Below are 15,532 nucleotides of genomic sequence, written 5' to 3'. Positions count from 1 at the left end.
GCTCGGCCATCTTGGCCCGTAGGCGCTCCGTTGGGGGGCGATGGCAATGACAAGAGGAGTGAATGGCATGATCCATCACGTAGTGGGACTGTTTACCCACCCCGATCAGGAATGGAAGGAGATCCGTGGCGACCAAGAGGAAAGCATCAGCCACATGTACCTGACGCATACGCTGATCCTGGCAGCGATCCCCGCTGTCTCGGCGTTCATCGGCACGACCCAGGTCGGTTGGGTGATCGGCAATCGCGCGCCGGTGATGCTCACGTTCGAAAGCGCGTTGTGGATGACCATCATGTCGTACCTGGCGATGCTCGGCGGGGTCGCGGTGATGGGCGCCTTCGTGCACTGGATGGCACGCACCTATGACGCCAATCCAAGCCTGGCCCGTTGCGTGGCGTTTGCCACATACACCGCGACACCGTTGTTCGTCGGCGGTCTGGCGGCGCTGTATCCGCACATGTGGCTGGGGATGATCGTCGGCACAGCGGCCATCTGCTACACGGTGTATCTGTTGTATGTCGGCCTGCCGACCTTCATGAACATCCCTTCGGATGAAGGTTTCCTGTTTTCCAGCTCGGTGCTCGCCGTCGGCCTGGTAGTGCTGGTGGCGATCATGGCGTTCACCGTGATTGTCTGGGGCCTGGGTGTCGGCCCGGTCTATACCAACTGACCTGTTTCCTGCCTGAGAAAAACAACATCTGCCAATACAGGCCGCCGCAAGGCGGCCTTCTCGTTGGGCAACGACCATTCGGCAGGTCGGCGATTCGCAAGTCGCCGGGGTTGCGGCATACTCGGCGTCTCTGGAGATCCATCAAGCATGCCCGAGCAACTCAATACCCGCGTCGAAGATTGTTACCAACTCGCTGAATCCTTTTTCAAACGCTCCTTCAAACGCCCCGTCGTCAGCCTCAAGCTGCGCGGGCAGAAAGCCGGTGTCGCGCATCTGCACGAGAACCTGCTGCGCTTCAACCCGCAGCTGTACCGGGAAAACACCGAGCACTTCCTCAAGCAGACCGTGGCACACGAAGTCGCTCACCTGATCGCTCATCAACTGTTCGGCGACCGCATCCAGCCCCATGGCGAGGAGTGGCAACTGATCATGCGCGGCGTCTACGAATTGCCGCCGGATCGCTGCCACACCTATGAAATCAAGCGGCGCAGCGTGACCCGCTATATCTACAAATGCCCGTGCCCCGACAGTGATTTCCCGTTTACCGCCCAGCGCCATGGTCTGGTGCGGCAAGGGCGGCGGTATCTGTGCCGGCGCTGCCGCAGTACGCTGGTGTTCAGTGGTGAGATGCGGGTGGAATAGTTGCTTTCTGCGGTGCCCTGACTGGCCCCTTCGCGAGCAGGCTCGCTCCCACAGGGGAATGCATTTCAATGTGGGAGCGAGCCCGCTCGCGAAGGCGGCGGCATGAGCGCTACAGAATCACCCTGGCCGAACGCAACTCGGCGATCCGCTCAGCACTCAAGCCCAACTCCCCCAACACCTCCTCCGTATGCTGCCCCAACCCCGCGCCAACATGCCTTGGCGCCGGCAATGCCTCAGAGAATTTCAACGGACAGGCCATCTGCGCCTGCGTCGTGCCATCGCCGCGCGGCACCTGGGTCACCAGCTCCCGCGCCTGCAACTGCGGATGGCCCAGCGCCTCGCCCAGACTCAGTACCGGCTCGACACAGGCATCGATCCCGGCGAACAACTCACACAGTTCTGCAAAATCATGCCGCTCGAATTCGATGCGCAACACCTCTTTCAATGCTTGTTGTTGCTCAGGCCTGGGCGACAACCCTTGCGCGGCCAGTTCCGGCCGGCCCAGCGCCGTGCACAATTGCTGCATGAAGGCCGGCTCCAGACTCCCCACCGACATCCAGCGCCCATCCCGGGTGCGGTAATAATCGTAAAAGCTGCCGCCATTGAGCATCTGGTCTTCCCGACCCGGTTCCACGCCGCAGGCCAGATAACCAGCGCCGGCCATGGCGTTCAGGCTGAACGCGCAGTCGGTCATGCTCACATCCAGATGGGTGCCCTGCCCGGTTTGCTGGCGGGCGATCACCGCTGCCAGCAAGCCGATCACGCCGTGCAGCGAGCCGCCCGCCACGTCCGCCACCTGCATGCCCAACGGCAACGGCCCGCTGTCGGCGCGTCCGGTGTAGCTGGCCAGCCCGGCCAGTGCCAGATAGTTGATGTCATGCCCGGCGCGCTCCTTGTACGGCCCGCTCTGGCCGTAACCGCTGATCGACACATAAATCAGCTTTGGATTGATCGCTTTCAACGCTTCATAACCCAGGCCCAGGCGCTCCATCACCCCGGGGCGAAACTGCTCGAGCACAATGTCGTACTCTCCCAGCAGTTGCTTGATGATCTGCAGCGCTTCGGGCTGTTTCAGGTCCAGCGCCAGACTGCGCTTGTTGCGGTTCAGATAAGCGTGGCTGGCCGAGACCCCGCCATCATGCGGCGGCAGCACCCGCAGCAGATCCATCCGCGTCGGCGATTCGATGCGCAGCACCTCGGCGCCCATGTCCGCCAGCAGCAACGAGGCGAACGGCCCCGGCAGCAAGGTCGAGAAATCGAGAATCTTCAGTGAGGCCAGCGGTGCAGACATGAGCGAACTCCTTGGGCGATGTACTCAGCCTAGGCAGCCATCGCCGATGCGGCAATCACCGCAAATGTCAGCAGGTGTGACCGTTGCGCTCAAATTCCGGGCAAGAAAAAACCCCTGTGGCGAGGGGATTTATCCCCGATGGGTCGCGAAGCGGCCCCTTCTCTGGAATTGGAAGAAGAGGCCCGCTGTGCAGTCCATCGGGGGTAAATCCCTCACCACAAGGGATTTTTTACAACCTCACATCGTACTGATGCGCAGTTCTTGTATTTACTTCACATTACTCGGGGTTGGGCCTTCAGCCACACCCAGGTCGTCTTCTTCACGCTCGTCGGAGATACCGCGACCGCCGGAAGCCAGCTCGGTCTGCAGTTGATCGGTGTCCAGTTCCTTGACCCACTTGGCGACGACGATGGTCGCTACAGCGTTACCGACCAGGTTGGTCAGGGCGCGGGCTTCGGACATGAAACGGTCGATACCGAGGATCAGCGCCAGACCGGCAACCGGCAGGTGGCCTACCGCCGACAGCGTTGCGGCCAGGACGATGAAGCCCGAACCGGTCACACCCGCCGCGCCTTTGGAGGACAGCAGCAGCACCAGCAGCAGAGTGATCTGGTGGGTGATGTCCATGTGCGTGTCAGTCGCCTGGGCGATGAACACGGCCGCCATGGTCAGGTAGATCGAAGTACCGTCGAGGTTGAACGAGTAACCGGTCGGGATCACCAGACCCACGACGGATTTCTTCGCGCCCAGACGCTCCATCTTGATCAGCATGCGTGGCAGTGCCGATTCCGACGAGGACGTGCCCAGTACGATCAACAGTTCTTCACGGATGTAGCGCACCAGCTTGAACACGCTGAAACCGTGAGCCCGGCAGATCGCACCCAGCACCAGCACGACGAACAGAACGCAGGTGATGTAGAAGCAGATCATCAACTGGCCCAGTTGCACCAGCGAGCCGACACCGTAGGCACCGATGGTGAACGCCATGGCGCCGAACGCACCCAGCGGCGCCAGTTTCATGATCATGTTGATGATGTTGAACATCACGTGGGCGAAGCGATCGATCATGTCCAGCAGCGGACGACCGTACGAACCCAGGCGATGCAGGGCGTAGCCGAAGATCACCGAGAACATCAGCACTTGCAGGATGTCACCGGTGGCGAACGCGCCGACGATGGTGTTCGGGATCACATTGAGGAGGAAACCGACAATGCTCTGGTCTTTACTGGCCGTCACGTAGGTGGCGATTTTCGAGGCGTCGAGGGTGGTGACGTCGATGTGCATGCCGGCGCCCGGTTGCACAACGTTGACCACGACCAGACCGATCAGCAGGGCAATGGTGGAAACGATTTCGAAGTACAGCAGCGCGTAGCCGCCGGTCTTGCCTACCGACTTCATGTTCTGCATGCCGGCGATGCCGCTGACAACAGTACAGAAGATGATCGGGGCGATGACCATTTTGATCAGCTTGATGAAGCCGTCACCCAGTGGCTTGAGGGCCACACCGGTCTGCGGATAGAAGTGACCAAGCAGGATGCCGATGGCGATGGCAACGATCACCTGGAAATACAGGGATTTGTACAGTGGCTGACGAGTCGTCATTGCAGGTTTCCTCAAGCGTCCAGCGGCAACATCCATCTGTCGAGCGCCGAACCTTAATTGCGAACCCTCCTGCACTGGAGGGATTTGTTGTTGGAACGGCATTTTTCCGGGCGGAGAAATGCACGCTTCTGTGGCTTGTATCGCAAACGTCGTGCCAGATTGGTGCGAATGGCAGCAAGCCTTTTGATATCAGGGGCTGCGGGATTTTCCTGTCACCAATCAGTGACTTGAGGCATGGCGGATTTCCGCCAACTGAGCGTTCAGTGCCCTGCAATTTGGCGGAAATCCGCCTTGTTGCGTTGCCGGCTCGCCGTTACGATCGGTGCCTGAACAAGGATTGCCGCTTATGCGCGAACGCACCATCGCCAGCCATTTCGCACGTGCCGCCCTTGGCGGTGCACGCCGGCGCGGCCTGGATTATTCAGGCCTGTTGCAGCAACTGGGGATCAGCGCGGAATTGCTCGACGAGCCCCGCGCGCGGATTGCCCCGGAGCAGTTCACCCGGCTGATTCAGGGTTTGTGGCTGGCGCTGGACGACGAATACCTGGGTTTCGGCAGCGCGCCGAGCAAGCCCGGCAGCTTCGCCATGATGTGCCACGCCTCGATTCACTGCCGCAACCTGGAGAAGGCTCTGCAACGTGGTTTGTTGTTCTACAGCCTGTTCCCCGACGCCCCACGCCTGACCCTGCGTCGCGAAGACGAATGGGTGCGTTTGAGCCTGGACGACGCGCAGTGGTGGGACCCGGATCATTTTCTCAGCGAGAGTTTGTTGGTGATCTGGCACCGCCTCGGCAGTTGGCTGATCGGCCAGCGCATTCGCCTCGAGCAGGCGACTTTCAGCTATCCGCGCCCCGAGCACGGCGGCGAATACGATCTGCTGTTCCCCTGCCCGCTGACCTTTGATGCCGAGCAAAGCAGCCTGCTGTTTCACAGTCGCTACCTGGCCATGCCGCTGTTGCAGGACGAACGCACGCTCAAGCATTTTCTCGAACGCTCCCCCGCCGACCTGCTCTCGCGCCCCGACGACGGCGACAGCCTGAGCAGCCGCCTGCGCCGCTTGCTCAGTCGCGACGCTGCGCACTGGCCTGATCTGGAAGCGGTTGCGGCGCATCTGCATATCAGCCCGCAGACCTTGCGCCGGCACTTGCGCGAGGAAGGCACCAGTTTTCAGGAGCTGAAAGATCAGCTGCGGCGGGATATCGCCATCTATCATCTGGGCCGCGCGGATCTGTCGTTGCAGCAGATTGCCGAGCAGCTCGGGTTCTCTGAGCCTTCGGCGTTTCACCGGGCGTTCAAGAAATGGACGGGGCTGACACCGGGGGCTTATCGGGCGCAGGAACAGTGGGATTACCCCTGATTGAATCGCCATTCTATTTTGTCGATCACTATGCCGTGATCCAGCCCAGGTTCTGAGACCCTCACCTCGAAGGAGGCACAAGGTCGTGTTCCTCTATAGACACAGAGTACCAGGAAGCCCGCAGTGAGAAACTGGCGCTCTATTTCACCATGTTCCGTATCAAAGAAAACGACAGTATTGCTTGGGTTTTGCGATTGTCCATATGCAAAGCTGATGAAATTCGCGATATCCCCCAGCTCAAACCGAACCGAGATATTCGAACCGGAAACCAAATGCTTGCTGCCGTAACCGCTTTGATCCGCAACAGTGATATAAGCCGCTACAGTGATATTTGCACCGGTCGGGATGACCGTGAGCCCGCTCTTCAATCGTGTAGGGCTATTGTTCGGCAATGCTCTTGGAGCCTCACTCTCCCAATCTTCAACTCCACCGCCACCAACGACTCGCGCAAGGGCAGGCAGGGAGGCGCCGATGGTTTGCCCATCCCTTTTCAATTCAAATGAAACAGAAATCTGACTGCCCGAAATCACCTGCACATTGGGGACCTCAATGAGGGACTGCAGGCGGCCCAAACTGTCTCTCTCAACCTTGCCAAGTACGGAAAATTCAGCGCTAGGTTGACTCGAGATATACGTTACTACAACGTCATCGTTCAATTGATAAGGCGCTTTGTCCGCCAGAACAACCACATACAGTGGCCGACCACCCAACTTGTCACGATCAATGATATTTGGATCATCACTGGAATCATCCAGGTCTTCACGCAAAATCGGTTTTTCCAAGGTGACGCGCTGCGAATTGACATCCGCCTCGATCACTTTCGACCAGCGCCGTTTATCCGTCGGATTGTTCACCTGATCGACCACGGTGTATGAGATGGGAAACTGCGCGTTATTGCCGGCCCGTTCAAACATGTCTCGGGTTACGGTCATTACAAAAGGGATGCCTTGCTGACCGGGCTGTACGGTAAAGGGAAAACGTTCGCGATTGAGCTCAAGGGTGATCCGATCATATGCCCTCATAAACGAGTAAGACACCGTCACCGCAACACCTCGATCCGCTTCTTCCTTACCGATATGCGGCGGGTCACCCAACTCAGCCGGCAGGCTGATTGCCAGGTCAGGATGGTCGCCCGTGCCGGGCACATCGTTGCCGCCGGGAAGGTCACGATGATACAGCGCCCACGACTCGATGGACGGCCCAGTGTTGCCGCTGACTCGCTCCACTTCATAGGTGAAAACATGCACACCGTCGCCGAGCGACGACTGATAGACGTCGAAATACACCGGATCATTCTGCTGGGCAGGTGGCACCGGCTTGCGCTCGAGCAACTGCGGCTGCGTATCCCAGGAGCCTTTCATGTAAAGCGCAATATTCAGATAACTGCCACCCAAGGGAGGTTCGACCACCGCTTGCACCGCGCCTTCACGGCTACCGTCGCGGCTGACCACCTCCCGGAAGCTCGCCTGTGGCAACCCCTCCACCGGCACTCCTGCGGGAGGCGCGGGGCTGACAATCACGTCCGGGGTGGCACCGGCGAACTTGATCGGATAATTGGCCAGCACACCGCCGTTTGACTGATCGTCTTTCATGACGCACCTTCCCTGTCGCTTAGGCCAACGAACGTCGGCCTGGATGAAGCTCATCAAACACGCGGCGAAGCCAAGGGGATACTGTCAGGTCTGACAGTTCAAAAGGATTTGCGACGAACGGTACTGTTGTATCAGCCGTTGTGGCGAGGGCCGAAGCCCCACGCCACAGGTGTGTAAGGATTTCGAGAACCGTGCTCAACCGGGTGGATCCAGATCATCCAGCACCCGATTCACCGCCCAGTTCCCTCCAGCATCCCAACCCGCGCAATCCCCAATGTCGTGTTGCGATATGGCACGCCCAGAGGTCCGGCGAGATCACTGAATCACACTCACCGAGGCGAGCGACTCAGGCGTTTACCAGCAGGGTTTAGTTATCGATGTCGGGATTGACGAGGCAGATCGTGCTGGGTTTGCGGGCGTCATGTGGCGAGGATGGTTTGAATTAATGGTCGAGGGCGCGGTAGGCGGCTTCTATGTGTTGACCGCAGCGACGGCAGCGCCAGCAAGCTGGCTTTTACAGGGGCTTTGTTAACACCACAGCTCCAATGTGGGAGCGAGCCTGCTCGCGAAGAGGCTGGCACTGCCAACCTTTACACAGCCGGAAAATGAATCCTGAACGCCGCCCCGCCCATCGGTGAATCACCCAAAGCCAAACGCGCGTTGTAGCTTTCGATGATGTCCTTGACCACCGCCAGCCCGATGCCCTGCCCGGGATGCTGGGCGTCCAGGCGTTCGCCACGCTCAAGAATTCGCGCGCGCTGATCGAGTGGCACCCCCGGGCCATCATCCTCGACGCACAATTCGATCCCGGCCAGTGATTCGCGCACGCTGACCCGCACTTCGCCGAGGCACAGGCGGTAGGCGTTTTCCAGCAGGTTGCCGAGCATTTCCAGCAAGGCGCCCTGCTCGATCGGCACGTAGCAATGCTCCGGCAGATCAAAGGTCACGCGCACATGTTTGTCGCGGTAGACCTTGTCCAGCGTATCGCAGAGGCTTTTGAGCACCGGTTGCAGGCGCACCTGATGGCGCACCAGACCGCTTTTGCGCAGGCTGGCCCGTTGCAGTTGGTAGCTGATCTGCTGGCTCATGCGTTCGATCTGGCTTTGCAGGACCCAAGCCTGGTCGCGGTCTGCGGGGCGCTGGGCCATGTCTTCGCTGACGCCTTGCAGCACCGCCAATGGGGTTTTCAGGCTGTGGGCGAGGTCGTCGAGGGAGTCGCGGTAGCGGCTGCGTTGCTGGCGTTCGCTGAGCAGCAAGCGGTTGAGCGAGCCGGTCAGGCGCAGCAGTTCACGCGGGTGTTTTTCCGTCAGGCTTTCGCGGGTACCGCCTTCGATTTCGTCGAGTTCCTGGCTCAAGCGGCGCAAGGCCTTGAGGCCCCAGGTCAGGCCGATCCATAGCAGCGCCAGTAAGACCAGCAATGCCGCGCCGAAGCCCAGATAGAGATTTTCCCGCAGGCCTTCGAGGGTGGTTTCGTATTCACGCACCGGTTGCAGAGCGACGATGCTGAACGCTGCGCTTTTGCCGCCGAGCAATTTGACTTCGACGTCGTAGACGAAGAACTCCTGACCGCTGGCCTCGCGGATGCGCGCGAACTCGTTACCGAGGCCGTCGTAACGCGGTTTGTAGTTGATCTGTTCTTCCTGGGTGGCTTTCGAGCGCCACACCAGTTTGCCGTCGCGGTCGTAGATATAGCCGAGCAAGCGGAAATCGGTGAGGTTGAAACGCTCGTCGGGCAATTGCGACGGCATCACCAGCCGACCGTTTTCCACCCGCGCGGCGGAGATCAATGTGGTGACGTCGGAGGCCAGGCGTTGTTCGATCGAGTCCTGCAAGGCAAGGCTGAAGGCGCCCTGCATCGCCGGCAACAATGCGAGCATGAACAGCACCGCCAACGTGGTGGCGGCGAGCATCAAGCGAACGCGAAGGGAACGGATCAAGTGCAACGCTCATTGAACAGGTAACCGAGGCCGCGCACGGTGTCGATCGGTTTGAACCCGGCCGGGCCTTCGAGCTTGCGGCGCAGACGGCCGACCAGCACTTCGATGACATTCGGATCGCGCTCGTCGTCATCCGGATACAGCTGCTCCATCAAGCGATCCTTGGGCACCACTTGCTGGTGATGGCGCATGAGGTACTCGAGGATGCGGTATTCGTAAGCGGTCAGCGCCAGCGGTTGCTCATCGAGGCTGGCCTGTTTGCGATTGAGGTCGAGCAGCAAAGGCCCGGCAACGATGGTCGACTGGGTGAAACCGCTGGAGCGGCGCAGCAATGCGTTCAGGCGTGCGTCGAGTTCTTCGAATTGGAACGGCTTGACCACGTAATCGTCGGCACCGGCGGCGAGGCCTTCGACCTTGTCCTGCCAGTTGCCGCGCGCGGTGAGTATGAGGATCGGGAAGGTCTTGCCGCCCGAGCGCAACTGGCGGATCAGGTCGAGGCCGCCCATGCCCGGCAGGCCGAGATCGATCACCGCCAGATCGAAGTTGTACTGGCCGGTCTGGTACAGCGCCTCCTCGGCATTGGCCACGGACTCGACCACATGACCGCTTTCCGTCAGGCGGGTTTGCAGGTGATGACGCAACAGCGCCTCGTCTTCGACGACCAACAGTTTCATGCCTTTCCCCCTATCACTTGAACTCTCCAGGCAACTACCTGTGGGGGCGAGCCTGCTCGCGAATCCGGTGGATCAGCCAAGCAAGTGTCGGCTGATACACCCCTTTCGCGAGCAGGCTCGCTTCCACACTTCAAACTGCGACAACCGCTTAGAAATAGTAGTTGGCCGACAGGTAGGTCTGCGCGCTGCTGGTCAAGTCCAGCGAGCCCTGTTTGCTGCCGCCGCTCTCTTTCATTTCGGTGCTGGCGTTGCTGCGCAGGTAACGGTAACCGAGTTCTATCGAGGTGTTCTGCGAAACTTGCTGCAACACACCCACCTGGCCACCGATGGCGTAACCGATATCGCTGTCACGGCTGAAACCTGGCGAATCCTGCGTCAGCTTGGTCAGACCGGCCGTGGCGCCACCGAACAACTTGGTGCTGCCGCCCACCGGGTAGAACAGGTCATAGCTGCCGAGCAGATTTTCCTGGCGCAGTTTAACGCCATTGTGCGAGCCGGAAACGTTGTCGTAGGTGGCGTAGTAGCGGCCCTGGCTGTTTTGCTGACCGAGGCGCATGCCGTAGGTGTTGTTGCCGTCGATGGCCCCGGTGACGTTGGGGTTGCCGAGATTGTTGTTGAGCGCGTGGGACTTGTCGATCTTGTCGCTGGTCTGGCCGAACGTCAGACCGGCGAAGTTGCTGGTGTCGTCGGCGTTCGCCGCGATGCTGGAGCCTAACAGGGTAAAAGCCAGCAGCAATTTGTTTAAACGAGTCATGGATATTTCCTCTTTCACAGTGCTGTTTGGGTATGGCGCAAGGTTACTGAGCCGCCCCTGTACGGCCCCTGAACCGTCTCTGAACCTGACCTGAACCGGATCGACTAGGCTGTTCTGACCACTTTCAATAAGGAGACCCGACCATGCGCCTGTTCCTCGCCCTCACTTTGCTGGCAGTCAGCTGCCTCACCCAGGCTGCGATCAAGACTGCAGAAATCCCCTACCAAAGCGCCGACGGCAGCCAACTGATCGGTTACTACGCCTATGACGACGCGATCAAAGGCCCACGCCCCGGCGTTGTCGTGGTCCACGAATGGTGGGGGCTGAACGATTACGCCAAGCGCCGCGCGCGGGATCTTGCCGAACTCGGCTACAGCGCGCTGGCCATCGATATGTACGGCGAAGGCAAAAACACCGAGCACCCGAAAGACGCCATGGCCTTCATGCAGGCAGCGACCAAGGAGGCCGATGCCGCCAGTAAACGTTTCGCCGCCGGGCTCGATCTGTTGAAGAAACAAAAGCAGACCGACCCGAACAAAATCGCCGCCATCGGCTATTGCTTCGGTGGCGCCGTGGTGCTGAATGCGGCGCGTCAGGGTGTGCCGCTGGCCGGCGTGGTGAGTTTCCATGGCGCGCTGGCAACCAAGACCCCGGCGACTCCGGGCAGTGTGAAGGCGAAAATCCTGGTCGAGCACGGTGCGCTGGACAGCATGGTCACTCAGGACCACGTCACCGCCTTCAAGTCAGAGATGGACAAGGCTGGGGCGGACTACCAGTTCGTAAGTCTGGATGGCGCCAAGCATGGTTTCAGCAATCCGGATGCCGATCGCCTGAGCCATGGCGAGCATGGTGGGCCGGACATTGGTTACAACAAGGCGGCGGACGAGAAGTCGTGGGCGGATATGCAGGCGTTCTTCAAGAAGATTTTCGGTTGAGTCAGTAACGACCGAGGCGCGGCTTTCGCGAGCAGGCTCGCTCCCACACCGGATATCTGTCGCCCAGAAGATCCCTTGTGGGAGCGAGCCTGCTCGCGAAGGCTTCACCGCCGATCTCGACCTCGCCCCGACTAACCGGCAAAATGCCCGCCATGCATACCACCCCCGCCCTGCCCGCCTGCTGCACTGCGCTCGACAGCCATTGGCCGTTGCCGACGGTCCTGGCCGATACCGTGCTGCTCAGTACCCACTTCGACCCGGCACGCCTGCTTGGCGATGACTTCCAGCGCAGCGCTGTGCTGGCGCCGCCGAGCATTCAGCGCTCGGTGGCCAAGCGCCAGGCCGAGTTTCTCGCTGGACGCATCTGCGCGCGGGCCGCGCTGCAACAACTCGAAGGCCTGAATATCGTCCCGCCGATTGGCGAAGACCGCGCGCCGGTGTGGCCGGCGCACATCTGCGGCTCAATCACCCACAGCACTGGCCGCGCGGCGGCGATTGTCGCCAACAAACAGCACTGGCGCGGCTTGGGCATGGATCTGGAAAACCTGTTGAGCCACGAGCGCGCTGAACGCCTGGCCGGGGAAATTCTCACGCCAGCGGAACTGCAGCGCATGGCGGCGGGTTCTCAGGAGCAACTGGCGCTGCGGGTGACCCTGACGTTTTCGGTGAAAGAGAGTTTATTCAAAGCGCTGTACCCGATCGTGCAGCAGCGCTTTTATTTCGAGCATGCCGAAGTGCTGGAATGGAGTGCGGCGGGTCAGGTCAGGCTGCGGTTGTTGACTGATTTGTCCAGCGAATGGCGCAACGGATCGGAGCTGGAGGCGCAGTTTGCAGTGCAGGATGGGCAGTTGTTGAGTCTGGTCAGCATTCCTGCCTGAAGTTTTGCATTGCCTGTTGTGGCGCCTTCGCGAGCAGGCTCGCTCCCACAGGGGATTGCATTTCAAATGTGGGAGCGAGCCTGCTCGCGAAGGCGGTATCCCGAATCTCAGCGGCGCTCCTGATTCCTCGGCCAGCTCAGACTGAAACAGGCCCCACCCAGACTCTTGCTCTTGCCAATGATCGCCCGGCCGTCGTGCCAGTGAATGATCCGCCGCACAATCGACAGTCCCAGACCATGCCCGCCCGAGGCCCGCGTGCGGCTATCGTCCAAGCGCAGAAACGGCGTGAAGATCCGCTCCCACGCCACCTCCGGCACCCCCGGCCCGTCATCCTCGACGTCGATCCGGCAACGCAACTGGCCGACCTGATAACTCACCGTCACCTGCGAATGCGCATGGCGCATCGCGTTGCCCACCAGATTCTGCAGCGCCCGATGCAAATAACGCGGTTCAGCCTCGACCCACGCGCCGTCATTGTCGGCCGATGACAGACACAAACCGCGCTGTACCGTGACCTCGGCGCGCAGCGGCGCCAATTCTGCGATCACCTGATTGACCAGCGCATCCAGATCGATGCGCTGGAAGGTCAGCGCCGGCGAGCCTTGCTCCAGTCGTGCGTAGGTGAGCATTTCGTCGACCAGCTTGTCGAGGTCCTCGATATCGTGATCCATGCCTTCGCGGTATTTTTCCAGCGCTTGCGGAGTGGTCGCCGTGCCGATCATTTCCAGACCGAAACGCAGCCGCGCCACCGGCGTGCGCAGCTCGTGAGACACCGCGCGCACCAGTTCACGCTGGATCGCCAGCAACTGTTGCAGGTGCTCGGCCATGCCATTGAACGCCAACGCCAGCCGTCCGACCGAGTCGGCACCGCGCGCCGGCACACGGGTTTCCAGGCTGCCCTTGGCGATGCGCGTGGCCGCTGCTTCGAGGCCGCGCAAACGTCGCTCGAGCTGACGCACCAACAGATAAACGATAAGGCCGATCAGGGTCAGGCCCAGCGCGGCAATCAATACCAGCCATTCCGGCGGATACGGATTCATCTGATACAGCGGGCCGATTTCCAGCACCCACGGCGTGCCGACCATACCGGCGAAGACGCGGATCGAATCGCCGCCCTTGCCCAGCGCCATCACCGTATCGCCCTCGGCCACGCGGCGGCTCTGGTCTTCGTCCATGTCGGCGTCATTTACCGTGACCAGACGCAGATCGAAGCCAAAGCCCTTTTCCTGCTTTATCTGCGCCAGACGCTTGGGCTGTTCGCCGACCGGTACCCGCACCAGTTCATCGGCCAGCAGGTAAATGGTCGCCCGGGCCAGTTGCTCGCTGATCTGCTGCACCTCGCCCACCAGCATCATTTGCTCTTTTTCGCTGATCAGCCGATAGACCCTGGCCGCGTGAGGCCCGGTCTGCTCGACCAGCGCCTGACCGCGCAGCACACGGGTGCGCTGGGCCAGATCGAGGTCGGTTTCGGCGAATTTCTTCAGTGTCAGCGGTATACCAAGCAGCCGCTCCCACACCAGCAACGCGCGATGGCGTTCGGTCTGATTCATCGGTTGCAGGTTGTCGGCCATCAGCGAGAAGGTGCCGTGGGCCAGGCGCTCGCGGTATTGCTCGCTGCGCACCTGATTGAGCAGGTTCAGCGCCAGCACGCCGAGCACCGCCACCAGAATCAGCGCGGCGCACATGCCGCCGTAGATGCGCAGGAAGATCGAATTCACAGCGCCAGGTCTGCGCAGGCTTCCGGGACGAACAGATAGCCTTTGCTGCGGATGGTCTTGATCAGGCGCGGATGGTCGGGGTCGTCACCGATTTTCGGGCGGATGCGCGAGATGCGCACGTCGATCGAGCGGTCCTGGCCGTCGTAGCCGATGCCGCGCAATGCAGTGAAGATTTCTTCCCGGGAAAGAATCCGCCCGGCGTTGGACACCAGCAGCCACAGCAGGTCGAACTCGGCGCTGGTCAGCTCGATGCCGTTGTCGCTCAGCCAGGCTTCACGTAACGCGTTGTCGACCACCAGTGGACCGAATTGCAAACGTCGGGATTTTTCCGCGACCGGTTCCGGTGTGTCACTGCGCCGCAGCAACGCCTGGATGCGCGCCAGCAACAAGCGCGGACGCACCGGTTTGCATACGTAATCGTCGGCACCGAGGTCGAGGCCGTGGATCTGATCAGCGTCATCGGTGCGCGCGGTGAGCATCAGGATCGGCCCGTCGTACTGGCTGCGCACCTTGCGGCAGATGCTCAGGCCATCCTCGCCGGGCAGCATCAGATCGAGGATCACCAGATCCGGCTGCTCCTTGATGATCCGCGCCGCCGCCAGCGCACCGTTGCCTTCGATCTCCACGCGCAGGCCATTGGCTTGCAGGTAATCGCGGGTGAGCTCGGCCAGTCGCTGGTCATCCTCGACGATCAATACCTGCCAGGTTTGTTGCTCCACCGGTGACCTCTGCTTGCTGTTTTTATTAAAAGAAGAAAGACAATCGCCTGACACGGACAAAACCTGTGGGAGCGAGCCTGCTCGCGAAAGCGTCTGTTGCTCCAACCTGAATGCTCAGTGGTCAACCGATTCGCGAGCAGGCTCGCTTCCACAATCCTGCGTATACCTCCCGATCATCTGTCATGTTTCAGGAGGATAAAAATGCCCATGCACCCAGCGATTGTATAAACGCCGGTCACCCGGAAAACAAGTCGGTAAATGCGTTCGGACAAGGCGGAATTCTGTGATAGGGTTCGCGCCCTTAAAAAACCGCTGAAGCGTTTTTCCAGGCAAAAAAACAGTGACAAACGGTCTGGCTCAGCAGGTTCGCGGCCTACACGCGTTTTCCCTGTTTCTTACACAAATTACGCACAGGCTTATCCACAGGTAGTACGTTGCAATCCCCCCCTGAAACGCATTATCTTGTAGCACGGCGAAAACAGAGACCCTACATATAGGGTTTTCACCTAAAACGCCCAACCACATTTCAGACCTGAAACTCAAGTGCTTTATGGCCAGTTTCCGGTAGAACAAGCGAGTTTTTTCAAGCCCAAACCGCACTGGCGGATGGCACCGTTTTATTTGGTCCGAAACGGACAAAACGGTATGGGTGTTGCAGTCATGACTGCCACCCGCGAAGGAATCCGGTGGCGAGCTTCGGCTCGTAACCAAAACTTCGGCAAGGATGCGGCGTTGCAGCCTTTTTCCTACTGTTCCGAAGTTT

The 15,532-nt window shown here is 60.2% G+C and carries 13 protein-coding genes; 5 read left to right on the top strand and 8 right to left on the bottom strand.

What is annotated here, in order from left to right; genetic code table 11:
- The first annotated feature begins 67 nt into the window (after window positions 1-67).
- Together V8J63_RS08675 and V8J63_RS08670 are read left to right on the top strand one after the other, a co-directional pair.
- The gene (locus V8J63_RS08675) at window positions 68-670 is read left to right on the top strand and encodes a Yip1 family protein (protein ID WP_016773629.1); all 603 of its coding nucleotides are present in this window, start codon (window positions 68-70) and stop codon (window positions 668-670) included.
- A 147-nt stretch (window positions 671-817) separates the two neighbouring features.
- The gene (locus tag V8J63_RS08670) at window positions 818-1,312 is read left to right on the top strand and encodes a SprT family zinc-dependent metalloprotease (protein ID WP_024013976.1); all 495 of its coding nucleotides are present in this window, start codon (window positions 818-820) and stop codon (window positions 1,310-1,312) included.
- Window positions 1,313-1,421: 109 nt separating this feature from the next.
- On the opposite strand, the gene V8J63_RS08665 is transcribed toward V8J63_RS08670, so the two are convergent.
- Window positions 1,422-2,603 carry a CaiB/BaiF CoA transferase family protein gene (locus tag V8J63_RS08665; protein WP_336463893.1) on the bottom strand — a complete coding sequence of 394 codons (1,182 nt, stop codon included), beginning with the start codon at window positions 2,601-2,603 and terminating at the stop codon, window positions 1,422-1,424.
- Between the two features lie 267 nt (window positions 2,604-2,870).
- Window positions 2,871-4,205 carry a dicarboxylate/amino acid:cation symporter gene (locus V8J63_RS08660; protein ID WP_024013978.1) on the bottom strand — a complete coding sequence of 445 codons (1,335 nt, stop codon included), beginning with the start codon at window positions 4,203-4,205 and terminating at the stop codon, window positions 2,871-2,873.
- A gap of 346 nt (window positions 4,206-4,551) precedes the next feature.
- Here V8J63_RS08660 and V8J63_RS08655 point away from each other — a divergent pair, with 346 nt between their 5' ends.
- Window positions 4,552-5,562, top strand: coding sequence for an AraC family transcriptional regulator (locus V8J63_RS08655; RefSeq protein ID WP_130887400.1), 1,011 nt, complete (start codon window positions 4,552-4,554; stop codon window positions 5,560-5,562).
- Here V8J63_RS08655 and V8J63_RS08650 read toward each other — a convergent pair.
- The 4 genes from V8J63_RS08650 to V8J63_RS08635 all read right to left on the bottom strand — a co-directional run bounded on the left by V8J63_RS08650 (window position 5,553) and on the right by V8J63_RS08635 (window position 10,519).
- Complete coding sequence (locus V8J63_RS08650) at window positions 5,553-7,154, bottom strand: hypothetical protein (protein ID WP_125926500.1); 1,602 nt, start codon at window positions 7,152-7,154, stop codon at window positions 5,553-5,555. The genes V8J63_RS08655 and V8J63_RS08650 overlap by 10 nt on opposite strands.
- Window positions 7,155-7,744: 590 nt before the next feature.
- Entirely contained in the window at window positions 7,745-9,091 is a 1,347-nt protein-coding gene (locus tag V8J63_RS08645) for an ATP-binding protein (RefSeq protein WP_073472181.1), read from the bottom strand.
- Window positions 9,088-9,765 (bottom strand): response regulator transcription factor, encoded by a 678-nt coding sequence (locus tag V8J63_RS08640; protein ID WP_016773623.1) that lies wholly within the window; start codon window positions 9,763-9,765, stop codon window positions 9,088-9,090. The genes V8J63_RS08645 and V8J63_RS08640 overlap by 4 nt, the downstream gene beginning before the upstream one ends.
- A gap of 148 nt (window positions 9,766-9,913) precedes the next feature.
- Entirely contained in the window at window positions 9,914-10,519 is a 606-nt protein-coding gene (locus V8J63_RS08635) for a hypothetical protein (RefSeq protein ID WP_122707481.1), read from the bottom strand.
- A gap of 143 nt (window positions 10,520-10,662) precedes the next feature.
- Here V8J63_RS08635 and V8J63_RS08630 point away from each other — a divergent pair, with 143 nt between their 5' ends.
- Both V8J63_RS08630 and V8J63_RS08625 read left to right on the top strand, forming a co-directional pair.
- On the top strand, window positions 10,663-11,454 hold the full coding sequence (locus V8J63_RS08630) for a dienelactone hydrolase family protein (protein WP_125926499.1): 792 nt from the start codon (window positions 10,663-10,665) through the stop codon (window positions 11,452-11,454).
- A gap of 152 nt (window positions 11,455-11,606) precedes the next feature.
- A complete protein-coding gene (locus V8J63_RS08625; protein ID WP_125926498.1) occupies window positions 11,607-12,332 on the top strand; it encodes a 4'-phosphopantetheinyl transferase family protein in 726 nt (241 codons plus the stop codon).
- Window positions 12,333-12,439: 107 nt separating this feature from the next.
- Here V8J63_RS08625 and V8J63_RS08620 read toward each other — a convergent pair whose 3' ends face one another.
- Window positions 12,440-14,050 (bottom strand): ATP-binding protein, encoded by a 1,611-nt coding sequence (locus V8J63_RS08620; protein WP_125926497.1) that lies wholly within the window; start codon window positions 14,048-14,050, stop codon window positions 12,440-12,442.
- Window positions 14,047-14,769, bottom strand: coding sequence for a response regulator (locus V8J63_RS08615; protein ID WP_056788095.1), 723 nt, complete (start codon window positions 14,767-14,769; stop codon window positions 14,047-14,049). The genes V8J63_RS08620 and V8J63_RS08615 overlap by 4 nt, the downstream gene beginning before the upstream one ends.
- Window positions 14,770-15,532: the final 763 nt, after the last annotated feature.

The organism is Pseudomonas sp. CCNWLW23 (assembly GCF_037095675.1).
Classification (GTDB): Bacteria; Pseudomonadota; Gammaproteobacteria; order Pseudomonadales; family Pseudomonadaceae; genus Aquipseudomonas; species Aquipseudomonas atacamensis.
This window is presented reverse-complemented; position numbering and strand designations above follow the sequence as displayed.